13 protein-coding genes are annotated in these 15,724 nt (G+C 61.3%); 8 read left to right on the top strand and 5 right to left on the bottom strand.

Annotation, left to right across the window (positions count from 1 at the left end):
• The first annotated feature begins 449 nt into the window (after nt 1-449).
• The 6 genes from M2400_RS23830 to M2400_RS23805 all read left to right on the top strand — a co-directional run bounded on the left by M2400_RS23830 (nt 450) and on the right by M2400_RS23805 (nt 7,848).
• On the top strand, nt 450-2,075 hold the full coding sequence (locus M2400_RS23830; protein ID WP_259198411.1) for an ABC transporter substrate-binding protein: 1,626 nt from the start codon (nt 450-452) through the stop codon (nt 2,073-2,075).
• 67 nt (nt 2,076-2,142) lie between these two features.
• The gene (locus M2400_RS23825; protein WP_177047818.1) at nt 2,143-3,096 is read left to right on the top strand and encodes an ABC transporter permease; all 954 of its coding nucleotides are present in this window, start codon (nt 2,143-2,145) and stop codon (nt 3,094-3,096) included.
• Complete coding sequence (locus M2400_RS23820; RefSeq protein ID WP_177115885.1) at nt 3,093-3,929, top strand: ABC transporter permease; 837 nt, start codon at nt 3,093-3,095, stop codon at nt 3,927-3,929. The genes M2400_RS23825 and M2400_RS23820 overlap by 4 nt, the downstream gene beginning before the upstream one ends.
• Nucleotides 3,930-3,931: 2 nt before the next feature.
• The gene (locus M2400_RS23815; protein ID WP_177122164.1) at nt 3,932-5,569 is read left to right on the top strand and encodes an ABC transporter ATP-binding protein; all 1,638 of its coding nucleotides are present in this window, start codon (nt 3,932-3,934) and stop codon (nt 5,567-5,569) included.
• A gap of 84 nt (nt 5,570-5,653) precedes the next feature.
• Nucleotides 5,654-6,823: a hypothetical protein gene (locus tag M2400_RS23810; protein WP_029615849.1), complete on the top strand. Its 1,170-nt coding sequence runs from the start codon at nt 5,654-5,656 to the stop codon at nt 6,821-6,823.
• Between the two features lie 149 nt (nt 6,824-6,972).
• A complete protein-coding gene (locus M2400_RS23805; protein WP_259198405.1) occupies nt 6,973-7,848 on the top strand; it encodes a LysR substrate-binding domain-containing protein in 876 nt (291 codons plus the stop codon).
• On the opposite strand, the gene M2400_RS23800 is transcribed toward M2400_RS23805, so the two are convergent.
• The 5 genes from M2400_RS23800 to fae form a co-directional block, all read right to left on the bottom strand.
• Nucleotides 7,814-8,917: a hypothetical protein gene (locus M2400_RS23800; RefSeq protein WP_259198401.1), complete on the bottom strand. Its 1,104-nt coding sequence runs from the start codon at nt 8,915-8,917 to the stop codon at nt 7,814-7,816. The two genes, M2400_RS23805 and M2400_RS23800, sit on opposite strands and share 35 nt — an antisense overlap.
• A gap of 104 nt (nt 8,918-9,021) precedes the next feature.
• Nucleotides 9,022-10,392 (bottom strand): MFS transporter, encoded by a 1,371-nt coding sequence (locus M2400_RS23795; protein ID WP_259198398.1) that lies wholly within the window; start codon nt 10,390-10,392, stop codon nt 9,022-9,024.
• 190 nt (nt 10,393-10,582) lie between these two features.
• On the bottom strand, nt 10,583-12,016 hold the full coding sequence (locus M2400_RS23790) for an NAD-dependent succinate-semialdehyde dehydrogenase (protein ID WP_259198395.1): 1,434 nt from the start codon (nt 12,014-12,016) through the stop codon (nt 10,583-10,585).
• Entirely contained in the window at nt 12,013-13,047 is a 1,035-nt protein-coding gene (locus M2400_RS23785; protein ID WP_169388176.1) for an aldo/keto reductase, read from the bottom strand. The genes M2400_RS23790 and M2400_RS23785 overlap by 4 nt, the downstream gene beginning before the upstream one ends.
• A 10-nt stretch (nt 13,048-13,057) precedes the next feature.
• The gene (gene fae, locus M2400_RS23780; RefSeq protein ID WP_177047804.1) at nt 13,058-13,570 is read right to left on the bottom strand and encodes a formaldehyde-activating enzyme; all 513 of its coding nucleotides are present in this window, start codon (nt 13,568-13,570) and stop codon (nt 13,058-13,060) included.
• A 318-nt stretch (nt 13,571-13,888) separates the two neighbouring features.
• On the opposite strand from fae, the gene M2400_RS23775 reads away from it, so the two are divergent.
• Both M2400_RS23775 and M2400_RS23770 read left to right on the top strand, forming a co-directional pair.
• Nucleotides 13,889-15,139 carry a ribonucleotide-diphosphate reductase subunit beta gene (locus M2400_RS23775; protein WP_259198392.1) on the top strand — a complete coding sequence of 417 codons (1,251 nt, stop codon included), beginning with the start codon at nt 13,889-13,891 and terminating at the stop codon, nt 15,137-15,139.
• 52 nt (nt 15,140-15,191) lie between these two features.
• Nucleotides 15,192-15,680, top strand: coding sequence for a DUF1289 domain-containing protein (locus tag M2400_RS23770; RefSeq protein WP_003208512.1), 489 nt, complete (start codon nt 15,192-15,194; stop codon nt 15,678-15,680).
• Nucleotides 15,681-15,724 lie beyond the last annotated feature (44 nt).

The following is a 15,724-nucleotide window of genomic DNA, read 5'->3' as shown; positions in this document are numbered from 1 at the left end:
GTGTGTGCCCCCCCCCCCCCAAAACCCCCCCCCCCCCTACGCGGCGGGGCCGGGGGGGGGGGGTTGGTCGGGTTTTTACCCCAAACCCCCAACCCCCCCCCCCCCCACGGCTCGACAGCTGCTACGCATGAGTGAGTTTGGGCCATGCGCATGAATGGCTTTAGATCGATGGGTGGGCTTGGGATCGGTGAGTAACATGCGTTTATAGAACGTTCCAACGCAGAATTTGTCGTTTGTCGATCTTTGCGCAAATGACAAAACTGCGGGCATCTCTAATAAAAACAACATGAGAGCTGCCCTATGTCCTATCCCATTGCCACCCTCCCGACTTCGTTGCGCCTTGTTCTCCTGCCGGCTTCACAGAGGTCCCGGCTGCGCCTTCGCGGCGCTTGCCACTGACCCTTGCGGTTCAACAAAAAAACGCACATTCGCAAGTACCGGAGAGGCTTATGAAAGACTTGACTACCCTGGACGGCGCCGCGCCGCATCCCGCCGTAAATGATCTGTGTGCCCAAGTGCAAAGCGGCGAAATCAACCGCCGCCAGTTCCTGCGCACGGCCGCGCTGCTGGGCATTACCGTCGCCAGCGCCAGCACCTTTCTCGGCTCCGCACTGCTGGGTAACAACGCCCAGGCCGCCGAGCCGCGCCAGGGCGGCAGCCTGCGGTTTGCCTGCGCGATCCAGGAAATCCAGGACCCGATGCTGATCACCTGGATCGAAGCCTCGAACCTGTTGCGCAACTCAGTGGAATACCTGACCTGGGTCGACGCCGACAACATCACCCACCCGTACCTCGCCGAAAGCTGGAGCCCGTCGGAAGACCTCACCACCTGGACCTTCAACCTGCGCCAGAACGTGAAGTGGAGCAACGGCGACACCTTCAACGTGGATGACGTGCAGCACAACATCGAACGCTGGATCGCCGCCGACTCCAAGTCGGTGAACCGCACCGCGTTCCAGGACATCAAGGCCTTCGAGAAAGTCAGCGAGTTCCAGTTCCGCCTGGTGCTCAAGCGGTCGATCCTGGCGATCCCGGAAATGCTCAACGCCTTCACCTGCGCCATCGTGCACCGCAGCTTCAAGGCCGGCGATGACTGGGCGAAAAACCCACTGGGCACCGGGCCGTTCAAGCTGACGTCGTTCGCCGTGAACAAGCAGGCGACTTTCGCCAAGCGCGCCGATTACTGGGGCAAACCGGCGAACCTCGACGAGCTGCGTTATGTCGACATGGGCACCGACGTGTCCACCCACCTCGCCGCCCTGCAAGCCGGGCAAGTGGACGTGCTGTACCGCGTGACCGTGGCCGAGCTGGACCTGGCCAAGCGTCTGCCCGGCGCGCAACTGCTCACCTGCAAATCCGCGCAAACCGTGGTGATGCGCATGGCCTGCGACCAGAAGCCGTTCACCGACCTGCGCATTCGCAAGGCCGTGGTGTTGTGCGCCGACAACGCGCAGATGCTGAAGATCGCCTATCGCGGCATGGGTACCCTCGGTGAAGACCACCATGTGGCGCCCTCCCACCCCGAATATTTCCCGCTGCCCAAGCGCAATCGCGATGTGGCGGCGGCGAAGAAGCTGTTGGCCGAGGCCGGTTTCCCGAACGGCATCGATATCGACCTGATCGTCGGCAACACCCAGGGCCGCTACGAGCAGGACTGCGCGCAGATCCTGCAACAGAACTGCCTGGAGGCCGGGATCCGCATCAACCTCAAAGTGATCCCCGCCGCGCAGTACTGGCCGATCTGGGACAAGGCCGCCTTCAGCCTCACCTACTGGGCCCATCGCCCGCTCGGCGTGATGTCCCTGGAGCTGGCCTACCGTGGCGGCGGCGCCTGGAACGAAAGCCATTACAGCGACCCGGCGTTCGATGCCGCGCTGGACAAGGCCATGGGCATCATCGACCCGAAACAGCGCGCAGTGGCGATGGAAGACGTCGAGCGCATCCTGCAGGACGCCTGCGTGATCGTGCAGCCGTTCTGGGGCGACAAGTTCACCGCCGTGAGCAAAAAGGTCCAGGGCTTCCAGGTGCACCCTTCCGACTTCTACCCAATGGACAGTGTGTGGATGAGCGCTTGAGTTAGCCGCGCCCTCCTCCCTGCCCGCACGCGGGCAGGCATCCCTTGAACAGTCGGAGCATGCACCCATGGCTCATTTTCTGATGCGCAAGTTATTGGCGCTGGTGGCGACCCTGCTGTCGGTGTCATTGATCGTGTTCCTGGCCCTGGAACTGAATATCGAAGACGTGGCGATCAACGTCCTCGGCCCCTACTCCGCCGCCGACCAGCGTGCGGCGTGGCTGGTGGAACACGGCTACAACCAACCCTTTGTGTGGCGCTACCTGGTGTGGCTCAAGGATTTTGTCAGCGGCGACTGGGGCACCTCGGTGTACTTTCGCGAATCGGTGATCAAGCTGCTGCTGCCGAACCTCGCGCAAACCCTGACCCTGGCCGGCCTGGCGCTGCTGGTGATGGTGCCGGTGGCATTGACCCTGGGCGTGCTCGCCGGGATTCGCCAGGGCTCGGCGCTGGACCGGCTGGTGTCGTTCCTGTCGATCGTCACCACCTCGATTCCCGACTTCGCCAGCGCAGTGTTTGTGTCGGCGATCTTCGTGTTCTGGCTCAACTGGCTGCCCGGTGTGAGCAGCATGAGCGACGGTTTCAGCGCCGTGCAGCTGGTGCTGCCCTTGATGGTGCTGTGCCTGTTCGGCATCGGCTACCTGGCGCGGATCACCCGGGCCTCGATGGTGGAAGTGATGCAGGCGCCGTACATCCGTACCGCGCGGCTCAAGGGTGCGTCCACCTCACGCATCGTGCTGCGTCACGCCCTGCGCAATGTGCTGATCGCGCCGGTCACGGTGATCATGCTGTACATCCCGTGGCTGCTGTCGAACGTGATCGTGGTGGAGGTGTTCTTCGCCTACAAGGGCTTCGGCTCGCTGCTGTACACCGCCTCGCTGAACCATGACGTGTACCTGATCGAAGCCTGCGCGATGGTCAGTGCGGTGGTGGTGGGCATCACCAAGATCTTCTCGGACCTGGCCTACACCTGGCTCAACCCGCGCATCACCCTGCGCAGTCTCGGCGGAGGTGCCCAATGAACCTGCTGCATTCCTTCAAACATCCTTTGGCGTTGCTGGGTTTGCTGCTGGTGGGTGGCTGGGTGTTGATCGCGCTGTTCGCGCCGTGGATCGCACCCCATGACCCGCTGGAAAGCTTCACCCCGCTGCTGACCCCGATGACCACCGGTGACAACGGCCAGAGCTTTCTGCTGGGCACCGACATGATTGGCCGTGACATTCTCTCGCGGCTGATCTGGGGCACCCGCACCGTGTTGTTCTGGTCGATCCTTGCCACCCTCACCGCCTTTGCCGTGGGCATCGCCATGGGCCTGTGCGCCGGTTACTTCAACGGTTGGGTCGACAGCGTGCTGTCGTATGTGGCGGACACCGTGCTGTCGTTCCCGGTGCTGGTGTTGTACATCGTGATCATCATCGCCCTCGGCGCTTCGGCGCTGAATATCCTGATTGCGGTGACGTTCACCAGCGCGCCGGCGATCTTCCGGATCATGCGCGCCCTGACCATCGACATCCGCTCCCGGGACTACGTGCTCAGCGCCATCACCCAGGGCGAAGGTTCGCTGCGGATCATGCTGGTGGAAATCCTGCCCAACTGCGGCGGGCCGCTGATTGTCGATTTCTGCCTGCGCATCGGCTACACCGCGATCATGATCGGCGCCCTGGGCTTCCTTGGCCTCGGCCTGCCGCCACCCACACCGGACTGGGGCGGCATGATCAACGACGGCCGCGCCATGGCCATCGCCTTCCCGCACCTGGTGATCTTCCCGTGCATCGCCATCTCCACCCTGATGCTGGGCCTGAGCCTGTTGGCGGACGGCCTGGATGAACACGCCCAGAAAGGCGCAAGGAGTTGAGCATGAACCACACACAAGTGCTGCGGGTAGAGAACCTGTCCATCGAACTGCCCGCAGGCGCCGACCGCAGCCATGCGGTGCAGGGCATCAGCCTGGACGTGCGCAAGGGCGAAATCCTCTGCGTGATCGGTGAGTCCGGCTCGGGTAAGTCGGTGCTGTCGGCGGCGATCATGGGCGACTACGCCAAGGGGTTGCGGCATACCGAAGGCGTGATCGACTTTCTCGGCGATGATATTTGCACCCTCGATGAGGAACGGTTGCGCCAGTTGCGGGGCAATCGCATCGCGATGATTTTCCAGGAGCCGATGGCGGCGCTCAACCCGGCGATCCGCATCGGCAAGCAAGTGGAAGAGATCTTCGATATTCACGCGCCACAGATGCCGGCGGCCGAACGTCGCGAGCGCATGCTGGCGTTGCTGGAATCGACCCAACTGCCGGACCCGCCACGCATCGCCAACAGCTTTCCCCATCAACTGTCCGGCGGCCAATGCCAGCGGGTGGTGATCGCCATGGCCCTGGCGATGAACCCGGACCTGCTGATTGCCGACGAACCCACCACCGCGCTGGACGTGACCACTCAGGCGCAAGTACTGAAACTGGTGCGCGAACTGCGCGGTCGCGGGCAGCACGGCATTCTGTTTATCACCCATGACTTCGGCGTGGTGGCGCAGATTGCCGACCGTATCGCGGTGATGGAAGGCGGCCGGCTGGTGGAAATCGGCGAGCGCGACCAGGTGCTGAATGCCCCGGCCCACGCCTACACCCGCAAGCTGATCGCCGCCGTGCCGGCGCTGCATCCGGAGTTGCACACGCCGAGTGCCGACGGCGAGCTTGCCTTGCGCATCGAGCACCTGACCAAGACCTACACCGTCGGCGGCAGCTCCGTGGCGGCCTTGCGCAACGTCTCGCTGCAACTGCCACGGGGCAAGACCCTGGCGATTGTTGGCGAATCCGGCTCGGGCAAAAGCACCCTGGTTAAGGCCGCGATCCGTTTAGTGGACAGCGACAGCGGCCATGTGTGGGTCGGCGACACCGATTTCCTGGCCCTGCGCGGCTCTGCACTGGCGGCGAATCGGCGGCGCATCCAGATGATTTTCCAGGACCCGTACGGCTCCCTCAATCCTCGGCACCGGGTGGGCGACATCATCGCCCGCGCCGCGCAGTTGCGCGGGTTGTCGGCCAAGGATGCATGGGCCGAAGCCGGTGACCTGCTGGAACAGGTAGGCCTCAAGCGTGACGCCCTCAAGCGCAAGCCCCGGCAGTTCTCCGGTGGCCAGCGCCAGCGCATCGGCATCGCCCGCGCCCTGGCGATGCGCCCGGAAGTGTTGATCGCCGATGAGAGCGTGTCGGCCCTCGATGTGTCGGTGCAAAAGCAGGTGCTGGAGCTTTTGGCCGAACTGCAGCAGCGGCTGAACCTGAGCATCCTGTTCATCACCCACGACCTGCGGGTGGCGGCGCAGATCAGCGACTACATCGCGGTGATGCGCCAGGGCGAAGTGGTCGAGTACGGCACTGCCGAGCAAGTGCTGCTGCGGCCGCAGAACACCTACACCCAGACCTTGCTGGCCGCCGCCCCCGGCGCCTCGGAGCTGCCTGCCGCCGGCCCGCCGCTGCGGCTGATTCGCCCCCAGGCCCAGTGAGTCAACCCTTTACCCCGCGTCGCAGCGTTCGTTGCGGCAAGGGGCTGCTGTTGCCAGAAAATAACCAATAACGAGAGCAAAACCATGCGACCAACCCTTCGTTACATCGCTCTGGTCCCTGTGCTCGGCGCCCTTGCGGCACCGGCCATGGCCATTCAAGTCACCGACAACCTGGACCTCGGTGGCGCCGTGCGCGCCCGTTGGGACTACGACCCGGATCGCGGCATCCAGAAGTTCGGCCTCGACACCGCGTTCCTCAGCGCCAAGTACAACTCCGACACCTGGATCGGCGAGGCGCAGTACCGGTTCTACGGGCGCTCGTACCCGTACCAGTACACCAAGAACTACGGCGATATCCAGTTCGCCAAGTTCGCCTGGGTGGGCTACAAGTTCAACCCCGACCAGCAGGTGCAGGTGGGTCTGAACACCGTGCCGTTTGGCTTGCAACCGTACTTCGGCAGCACCTTCTACGAAACCCTGGGCAACGTCATTGGCCTGGAAGATGTGCAGCAGGTCGGCGCCAAGTACATCCAGCAAAGCGGCGACTGGAACATCCAGGCCGGTTACTACCTGCGCCCGGCGTGGCAAGGCAAAGGCACCAGCAAGGGTGTGACCTATTCCAGCGTGATCTCCGAGGCCGACAGCTACGTCGGCGACGGCAGCAACAACCAGGAACGCAACACCGTGGTGGTACGGGTGGCCAAGGCCATGGACCTGGGCAACTGGAAGTCGGAAGTCGGGCTGTCCGGCCTGACCTCCACCCTGGAAAACAAAGACACCAACAACGATGGCCGGCGCAACGCCGTGGCGATCCACTACCTGGGCAAAAACGGACCGTGGGGCGTGCAATTGCAGGCGGCGCGGCAGCAGATGTCACCGCGTAACCCAGGCACCGACAGCGTGGTGACGCTGGGCGGTTACGACGGCACCTTCAACGTGGCCAGCCGGGGTAATTTGTATGTCGCGGACCTGAGCTATGACGTGGGCGGCAAGTACCTGTTTGACCAGATCAGCGGCGTGAAGCTGTATGCCAACTACAGTGCGTTTGACAAGTCCGAGGACCAGTTCAAGACCTCGCAGCGGGTGATTCTGGGTACTTCGTTTTCGGTCAGCAAATTGTGGGTGGCCACGGAGTGGTTGATCGGCAAGAACGATCCGTATATTGGTGGGAGCAGCTATACCGAGAGTCTGGGGGCTGGGGGGAGTAACCAGTGGGAGAATCAGTTGTATATGAACATTGGGTACTACTTCTGACTTAAGCTCTGTAGCGCTTCAACTGGCCTCATCGCAGGCAAGCCAGCTCCCACATTTCGATCGGCGCCGCGGTCAAAATGTGGGAGCTGGCTTGCCTGCGATAGCGTCAGTACCAACACCATAAAAACAATAAGTGTGGAATCCCTTTCATGCGCCAACTGCCCTCCCTCAACATGCTTCGGGTTTTCGAAGAAGTCGCCCGCCACCGCAGCTTCAGCCAGGCGGCCGTGGGCCTCAACGTCACCCAGGGCGCCGTCAGCCGCCAGATCAAACAACTGGAAGACTACCTCGGCGTCGCCCTCTTCATCCGCACGCCCCAGGGCCTGTCCCTGACCGAAGCCGGCTTCGCCCTCTCCCCGCACCTGAGCGACGCCTTCGACCATATCGAACGCGCCTTGCAAGCCGTGCGCGTACCCAACCTGCGCCAACGCCTGCGCATCGTCGCCCCGCCGACCTGGGCCACCCGCTGGCTGTCCGCACACCTGCGCCGGTTTTGCGAGCGCTACCCCGACATCAACCTCAGCGTCACCCACCAGAACAGTCACGCGAGCCTGGCGGAAATCGACTGCCAGATCCGCTTCGGCCTGGAAGCGGCCCCCCATTGCAGCAGTGAACTGTTGGTGATGGAACGGCACATCGCCGTCGCCAGCCCGGAACTGTTCAGCGACGGTCAGCCGCCCGACCTGCGGCGCTTTGCGCTGCTGCACATCCTGCACGACGGCAAGCGTTTGAAGGTCTGGGAAAACTGGCTGGCGGCCATGGGCCGGGACGATATCGATGCAGAACAGGGCCTGGAATTCAGCACCTTGGACCAGGTGATCCACACCGCATTGGCCGGCGGTGGGCTGGCGGTGATCGACCGGCAGATGATCGAACGCGAGTTGGCCAATGGCAGCCTGCTGCCGATCACCCCGGTTGAGGTGATCGGCCCGTACGGCTATTGGCTGGATGTGGCGAGTGACAAGCAGGGATTATCCAAGGTTCGGTTGTTTACGCAGTGGTTGAACCGGGTGAGTAATCCCTGAATGTGCCGTCGTCAGGCAATGTGACTCGCATGTACTGAAGCTTCAATCCGAACTCAGTGTTCAATCTCTGAATAAATTGGTTAGTGCCCGAATCGAGTTCGGGCTCGGCGACAATGAACATCTTTTCCGGTTCAAGCCCCTTTGGGCGATATGCGTATTCAAGCAATTGCCCGAGCGCATCTCTAACCGCTCGGGCCGCGGTCGACGCCACTTTGATCTCGTACAAAAAGCACCGATTGTCACTGAAGCGGACCAGCGCATCGGCATAACCGCCGGAACCCGATGACTGCTCGGTTCCCACAAGCCCTTTAAACTCGTGATCCAACAACCGAAACAACTCGGTTTGCAGCTTATTGTGCCGTAACCATACTTTCCGCTGAGCAGCCGGTAAATCGTAATAGGCTTCATCAGGCCGCTTTGTATGCCCGGCCTTGAATGAGACTACGTGTTTTTTATTGCGCAACTGCTCGAATACAAACCAGGGGAACATATTACGTTCCAGCGTTTTATCGCTGAAAATCGATAAAGAGCCTAGATGTTTTGCCAACGCTTGAGCCTTATGAGCCCAGTTGCCGTCAGGCACAGAAAATCCGGTATTTTCAGTCAGCCATTGAGAAACCTTGTCCTGCATATGAGGTGCAACCAGCGTGTGATAAACCTCGGGATGGAGGGTCGCGAACGCGCGACCTATCAACAGCCTGGGGAGCTTTTTGGTTAGCTTGTCATCGCGCCATTTCATTAGTCTAAGCAAAACCTGCTGATACTTCTCAGGAGTGCCGTCGGCTGCGATCTCAAGCGTCAACGCCTTGAATTCCTCACGTAAACCGTTGATGGACTCCGCTCCCAATCCACCCTGCCCGATATTACATACGCCATTGTTCGGAGTAAGCCAGATTCTGTCGACGATATCGCCCACACGGCCTTTGTCGATGGCGGACTTCACCTCATCTACTGTTTCCCTGTAATGCGGTTTCCATGAACTCTGATAACGATTTTTAGGCTCCATAAACCTATCGATCATCATCGTTACATCGTTGTTGGCATTGATTCGATAAGTGATCTCGTCCATGACTTGGCTCCACTCAACGGCAGGCTAATGAAATTTGGCGTGTAAGGTACGCCGTTCATGCCGCCCTTCATAGACGAGACCATGACGATTACTAATCGCCGGTTTCATATCGGCGCTACAACCTTAACTCTCCCCTTCGCAGACAGGTTTTCGTCCACGGGGCTCTGCGCCTTGCACGCCTGGCTCAACGTCAACGCCTTGGTCTCCGGCGCCCAGGCCCAGGAGATGATGGCGCCCAACACCAGGATCGCGGCGAGGATGCCCATGGTCGGGCTCAGGCCGATCCCGGCCACGCTCACCGGCAACAGGAAGGTACTGACTGCCGAGCCCAGCCGGCTGACCGCCGTGGCCAGCCCGATGCCGCTGGCCCGCACTTCAGTCGGGAAGCTCTCCGCCGGGAATACACCCACCAGGTTGCTCACCGCCGACAGCACCAGGGTGAACACGCCGAACGTCAGCACCATCAGCCACGCCATGCTGCCCGGCAATACCGCCAGCAGGAACAGCGCCGCCGCAAGGATGATGAACGAGTTGATCAGGAAGCCGCGCCGGGAGAATTTCACGGTGCACCAGATGCCAATCAACGCGCCGATGATCAGCAGCAGGTTGAGCATCAACTCCGTGCCAAAACCTTCGGCCAGGCCCATCTTCTGCAGGATCGACGGCAGGAAGGTGTAGATGGCGAAGTACGGCATCACGATGCACACGAAGAACAGGCAATTGAATGCGGTGCGCTTGCGGTATTCGCGGCTGAACAGCACGCCGTAGCCGGAGCGGGTTTGCGTCGACGGTTCTTCGTCGAGTACCACATGCTCGCCCAGGTGCTTTTTGACGATGGCCCGGGCCTCGGCAATCCGGCCCTGGTTGACCAGCCAGCGCGGCGATTCTGGGGTGCCGATGCGGGCGATCAGGATCAGCCCGGCGGGAATTGCCGACGATGCGAGCATCCAGCGCCAGGCATCATCACCGAGGCTGAGCATGGCCGTGCCGACGAAGGTGGCGGCCACGTAGCCGACGGTCCACACCACGCTGAACGAACCGAGCAGCACCCCGCGATGTTTCTTCGGCGAGAACTCGGCGAGCATGGCGTGGCCGACGCTGAAGTCGCCGCCCAGGCCGATACCGATCAGCACCCGACAGAGGAACAGGCCCATGGCGGTTTCGGCATAGAACTGCATCACCGAGGCAACGGTGATCAGGATGAAGCTGACCAGGAAGATCTTCTGCCGGCCGAGGGTGTCGGAGATCCAGCCGAAAAACAGGCTGCCCATGAACAAGCCGATCAGGGCGGAGGCGCCGATCAGGCCTTGCCAGAAGGCGTCCAGCTGCATCTGTGGGCTGAGCAAGGTGAAGGCAATGCCGATCAGGCCAAGGATGTAGCCGTCGGTGAAGTGCGCGCCGAAGGTCAGGCCGGCGATTTTAAGGTGGAAGCGACCGATTGGCAGGTCGTCGATTTTGATCGATTGAGTGGACATGGTGTTCTCCCTATTTTTGTTTTTGACGGAGTAACAGCGGGCAGGCCGAGGGTGGTGGTGTGTGAGCTTTTTTGTGGGAGCTGGCTTGCCTGCGATAGCGGTGGGTCAGGTTGATCATGGGAGGCTGACAGACCGCTATCGCAGGCAAGCCAGCTCCCACAGGGGATTTGTGGTGTTTGGGGGAATGGGGTTAGAGACCGCCCATCAACAGGTATTTGATCTCCAGGTAATCCTCCAGGCCGTACTTGGAACCTTCACGGCCCAGGCCCGATTCCTTGATCCCGCCAAACGGGGCGACTTCAGTGGAGATAATCCCTTCGTTGATCCCAACCATGCCCGCTTCCAGGCCTTCGGCCATGCGCCATACCCGGCCGATGTCGCGGCTGTAGAAGTAGGCCGACAAGCCGAATGGCGTGTCATTGGCCCGTTGCAGCACTTCAGCTTCGTCCTTGAAGCGAAAGCACGCGGCCACCGGGCCGAAGGTTTCTTCCTGGGCGATCAGCATTTCACCGTGGGCTTCGGTGAGGATGGTCGGCTCAAAGAACGTGCCGCCCAAGGCGTGTCGACGGCCGCCGCACAAAAGCTTGGCGCCTTTCTCCAGGGCATCGCCGACGTGGGCTTCAACCTTGGCCAACGCAGCCGCGTTGATCAGCGGGCCCTGTTCGGTTTCGCCGTCCAGGGCGCTGCCGATGCGCATCTGCGATACCGCTTCAGCCAGTTTGCGGGTGAACGCATCGTATACGCTGTCCTGGATAAAGAAGCGGTTGACGCACACGCAGGTCTGGCCGGTATTGCGGAACTTGGAGGCCATGGCGCCTTTGACGGCGGCGTCCAGGTCGGCATCGTCGAACACGATAAAGGGCGCGTTGCCCCCCAGTTCCAGGGAGACCTTCTTCAGGGTGTCGGCGGCCTGGCGCATCAGCAGTTTGCCGGTGCGGGTGGAGCCGGTGAACGACAGCTTGCGCACTATGCTGGAGGATTGCAGCGCGCCGCCAATGGCCACGGCATCGCCGGACACGATGTTGAACACACCGGCGGGAATCCCGGCCTGCTCCGCCAGCACCGCGAGGGCGAAGGCCGACAACGGGGTTTCTTCCGACGGCTTGAGGATCATCGTGCACCCCGCCGCCAGCGCCGGGCCGACCTTGCGGGTGACCATGGCCAGCGGGAAGTTCCACGGGGTGATCGCCGCGACCACGCCAATCGCCTCCTTGGTCACGATGATCCGCGCATCGGCCTTGTGGCTCGGGATCACGTCGCCATAGGCACGCTTGGCTTCTTCGGCAAACCATTCGAGGAAGCTTGCGGCGTAGACCACCTCGCCCATGGCTTCGGCCAGCGGCTTGCCCTGCTCCAGGCTGAGCAGGTTGGCCAGGTCCTTCTGGTTGCTCAGCATCAAGTCGCTCCAGCGCTTGAGGCGCTGGCTGCGTTCCTTGGCGGTCAGTTTGCGCCAGGCCGGCAAGGCACGGTTGGCGGCGGCAATGGCCAGGTTGGTTTCTTCGGCTCCAGCGCGTTGCACCTCGGCGATCTGCGCGCCATTGGCCGGGTTGAGCACCGGGTAAACCGGCCCACCACTGGACCATTGGCCATCGATGAAATTGCCTGTGCGAATCAGCGGGTTCATGCCACGGCCTCTATCAGGTTAAAGCGGTCCAGGCCCGGACGGGCGCTGCGCAGGATGCGTTTGCCGGCGGTGTAGTCGTTGATCACGTCGCACGGTGTGTAGTTGCGTTCCAGCTCATGCAGTTCTTCGGCGTCGAGTTGGGTGTCGAGGGCGGCGAGCGCGCTGTCAAACTGTTCGGTGGTGTCGGCGCCCACCAGCATCACGTCCACACCCGGGTGATTGGCGACCCAGGCCTGGGCGATCTGCGCATTCGACACGCCACGGGCACGGGCCACACGTTGCACCGAGTGGGCGATGTCGAAGGACGCCTGGTCGCTGTACATCTGTTGGGTGAAGAAGTCGGTCTGGTTGCGGGTGGACTGCACTTCACCGGTGAGCAAGCCACGGGCCAGCGGGCTGAACACCGAGACGCCCAGGCCCTGGTCGCGGCAGAACGGGATCATCTCGCGCTCTTCTTCGCGGTAGGCGCAGTTCAGTTGCAGCTGCATGTTGATCGGCTTGACCCAGCCGTTGCGCTCGCAGGCCATGAGGATTTTCGCCAGTTGCCCGGTGAGCATGGTGGACACGCCGATGTAGCGGGCCTTGCCGGAACGCACGATGTCGTTGAGGGCGCCCATGGTTTCTTCCACGGGGGTGTTCACGTCGAAGTAATGCAGCATGAACACGTCGACGTAATCCATGCCGAGGCGGCTCAGGGACGCGTCAATGCTGTCCATGATGTGTTTGCGCGAATGGCCGCTGGCGTTGATGCCGCTGCGGGTGCCGTAGCCGACCTTGGTGGTGACCACGATGTCTTCACGGCGGGCAACGCGCTTGAGGATGCGCCCCACCACTTCCTCGCCGACGCCGGCAGAGTAGAAGTCGGCCAGGTCGATGAAGTTGACGCCGTTGGCCAGGGCGTGGGCGACGATGGGTTCGCTTTGTTTCTCGTCGAAGATCCACGGTTTCCAATCCGGGGTGCCCATGTTCATGGTGCCCAGGCACAGGCGCGAGACTTGCAGGCCGGAGTTGCCCAAACGGATATATTGCATGGGACAGTCCTCAGGCTTTTGGCGTGTAGAAAGGGTTGCTGATGTGGTTGACCACATCCGCCAGTTGCGCGGTGTGCGGCAAGCCTGTAAGGGCGGCGCGGATCGCGGTGCGGCAGGCGTTGTAGTTGTTCAGGTAGACCGCATCCAGGTCATCGCAGGCCGGGTTGACCCAGTTGGCGGTGACGATGGCCCACTCGTCGCAGGCTTCCGGCGGCAGGGTGCCGTCGAGCAAGGCCTCGAGCACCGCCTTGGCGATCCCGGCCTGGGACGCGCCCCAGGTGGCATTGCCGTGCAGGTCGCTGCCGATGGCGGCCTTGTTGACGTAGAGGGTCATGGGTTTGACCGGGATGTTCGGCTGGGCAATCACCATGAACGGGCAGTGGCCCTGGCTTGGGGACGCCAGGCTGGTGGCGAACGCCTGGCCGGCCGGGCCGTTGCGCGGGCCGATGAGGATGTTGATGTGGGCAGCATTGACGCCTGGGCCTTCGAAGCCTTCGCCGATGTACAGATCAAGTGCTTTCATTTCGCAAACGCTCTTTTTTGTTATGGGGAGCTGGTTGGCGAATTTTTAGCACTGGCCCGGGCGGCAGCCGTAACCATTAAAAGTCATGGGGGTGTGAGTTTTGGTCATGTCCCTGCGACCATCAGACCCTTCCTACGCGTTGACCATCGTTAACACACACCATATAGTGTGCCCACAAACACAGACAACCACTACATAGTGTGCAGGAACGCAGTATATCGACCACACTATGCGCAGTATTTCAATGCCTTGAAGCCTGCAAAACGCACATTTTTGAACGCGGTCACGCCGTCAAACGGACCAGGAAGGAGTAATTCAATGCTGAGTTGGGATGAAGCAGATCAACCAGACACCGGTGACTTAGTCATCCGAGGCGCCAACGCCGGCCACGCCACCGAAGCCAACATGGACCGCCTTGACGGCGCCGGCGCTGCCGCTGCCCTCGAAGCCCGCAACGTGACCGCCAACGACTCGGCCGCGATCATCCGCGCCAAGGCTGCGCTGGACAAACTCGACGTCGCCGAAGGCCTCGCCGAGCTGGAAGGCTCCGCCGCCCGCGTCGCCGTTGACGAAAAGCGCATGATCAACTGCCGCGCCGACCTCAACCAACTCGTACCCTTCAAGTACGACTGGGCCTGGCAGAAATACCTCGACGGCTGCGCCAACCACTGGATGCCGCAAGAGGTCAACATGACCGCCGACATCGCCCTGTGGAAAAACCCTGAAGGCCTGACCGACGACGAGCGCCGCATCGTGATGCGCAACCTCGGCTTCTTCTCCACCGCCGACTCGTTGGTCGCGAACAACCTGGTGCTGGCCGTGTACCGCCTGATCACCAACCCGGAGTGCCGCCAGTACATCCTGCGCCAGGCCTTCGAAGAAGCGATCCATACCCACGCCTACCAGTACTGCATCGAATCCCTGGCCATGGATGAAGGCGAGATCTTCAACATGTACCACGAGATTCCATCGGTCGCCAAAAAGGCTGCCTGGGGCTTGAAGTACACCCGTTCGATCTCCGATCCGAAGTTCGAAACCGGTACCGTCGAGACTGATAAAGAGTTGCTGCGTAACCTGGTGGCTTACTACTGCGTACTGGAAGGCATCTTCTTCTATTGCGGCTTCACCCAGATTTTGTCCATGGGCCGTCGCAACAAAATGACCGGGGTGGCCGAGCAGTTCCAGTACATCCTGCGGGATGAGTCGATGCACCTGAACTTCGGTATCGATGTGATCAACCAGATCAAAATCGAAAACCCGCATTTGTGGGATGCCGAGATGAAGGAAGAAGCGACCCAGATGATCCTGCAAGGGACTCAGCTGGAGATTGAATACGCTCGCGACACCATGCCGCGCGGCGTACTCGGCATGAACGCGGCGATGATGGAGGACTACCTCAAGTTCATCGCGAACCGTCGTCTGTCGCAGATTGGGTTGAAGGAAGAGTATCCAGGGACGACTAACCCGTTCCCGTGGATGAGCGAGATCATGGACTTGAAGAAGGAGAAGAACTTCTTCGAGACCCGTGTGATCGAGTACCAGACCGGCGGCGCGCTGAGCTGGGATTGATTTAAAGCGGCCCCTTCGGGGGCCGTGTTGTTTTAACTGTCGATGCTTTTTTATGCCCAATCAAACCATCAAGACACCCTGCGTCGGCCTGTGCTCCACCGTCTACGGAGACCTGGTGTGCCGGGGTTGCAAGCGATATCACCATGAAGTGATTCAGTGGAACGGCTACAACGCCGAGGAGAAACAGGCGGTGTGGCTGCGCCTGGAACAGCTGCTGGTGCAGGTGATGACCAGCAAGCTGCAGGTGCTGGACCCGCAACGCCTGCGCCAGCAACTGGAAGACCGCAAGATTCGCTTTGTGCCCCACCAGTCGCCGTACTGCTGGGCGTATCAGTTGATTGCCCGGGGCGCGCGGGTGATTTCCAAGCTGGATGCGTATGGGTTGGCGCTGTTGCCAGAGTTTCGCGAGCGCAATCTGGCGGATCTGCGGGATGCGATTGACCGGGAGTTTTTCCTGCTGTCCGAGGCGCATTACGAGCGGTATATCGCGCCGGGGTTTCTGCGGGAGTCTTTTGGGGCGCCGTTGATAGCCAGTATTTAGGCGACAACACAAAACGAATGTGGGAGCTGGCTTGCCTGCGATAG

It is taken from the genome of Pseudomonas sp. BIGb0558 (genome assembly GCF_024807515.1).
GTDB classification, from domain to species: domain Bacteria; phylum Pseudomonadota; class Gammaproteobacteria; order Pseudomonadales; family Pseudomonadaceae; genus Aquipseudomonas; species Aquipseudomonas yamanorum_A.
The sequence above is the reverse complement of the archived record's forward strand: the minus strand, read 5'-3'. Positions and strand labels throughout refer to the sequence as shown.

Bases quoted from the DNA above. Each gene is read 5' to 3' on its own strand.
- M2400_RS23830 (WP_259198411.1), top strand. From the start codon at position 450: ATGAAAGACTTGACTACCCTGGACGGCGCCGCGCCGCATCCCGCCGTA.
- M2400_RS23825 (WP_177047818.1), top strand. From the start codon at position 2,143: ATGGCTCATTTTCTGATGCGCAAGTTATTGGCGCTGGTGGCGACCCTG.
- M2400_RS23820 (WP_177115885.1), top strand. From the start codon at position 3,093: ATGAACCTGCTGCATTCCTTCAAACATCCTTTGGCGTTGCTGGGTTTG.
- M2400_RS23815 (WP_177122164.1), top strand. From the start codon at position 3,932: ATGAACCACACACAAGTGCTGCGGGTAGAGAACCTGTCCATCGAACTG.
- M2400_RS23810 (WP_029615849.1), top strand. From the start codon at position 5,654: ATGCGACCAACCCTTCGTTACATCGCTCTGGTCCCTGTGCTCGGCGCC.
- M2400_RS23805 (WP_259198405.1), top strand. From the start codon at position 6,973: ATGCGCCAACTGCCCTCCCTCAACATGCTTCGGGTTTTCGAAGAAGTC.
- M2400_RS23800 (WP_259198401.1), bottom strand. From the start codon at position 8,917: ATGGACGAGATCACTTATCGAATCAATGCCAACAACGATGTAACGATG.
- M2400_RS23795 (WP_259198398.1), bottom strand. From the start codon at position 10,392: ATGTCCACTCAATCGATCAAAATCGACGACCTGCCAATCGGTCGCTTC.
- M2400_RS23790 (WP_259198395.1), bottom strand. From the start codon at position 12,016: ATGAACCCGCTGATTCGCACAGGCAATTTCATCGATGGCCAATGGTCC.
- M2400_RS23785 (WP_169388176.1), bottom strand. From the start codon at position 13,047: ATGCAATATATCCGTTTGGGCAACTCCGGCCTGCAAGTCTCGCGCCTG.
- fae (WP_177047804.1), bottom strand. From the start codon at position 13,570: ATGAAAGCACTTGATCTGTACATCGGCGAAGGCTTCGAAGGCCCAGGC.
- M2400_RS23775 (WP_259198392.1), top strand. From the start codon at position 13,889: ATGCTGAGTTGGGATGAAGCAGATCAACCAGACACCGGTGACTTAGTC.
- M2400_RS23770 (WP_003208512.1), top strand. From the start codon at position 15,192: ATGCCCAATCAAACCATCAAGACACCCTGCGTCGGCCTGTGCTCCACC.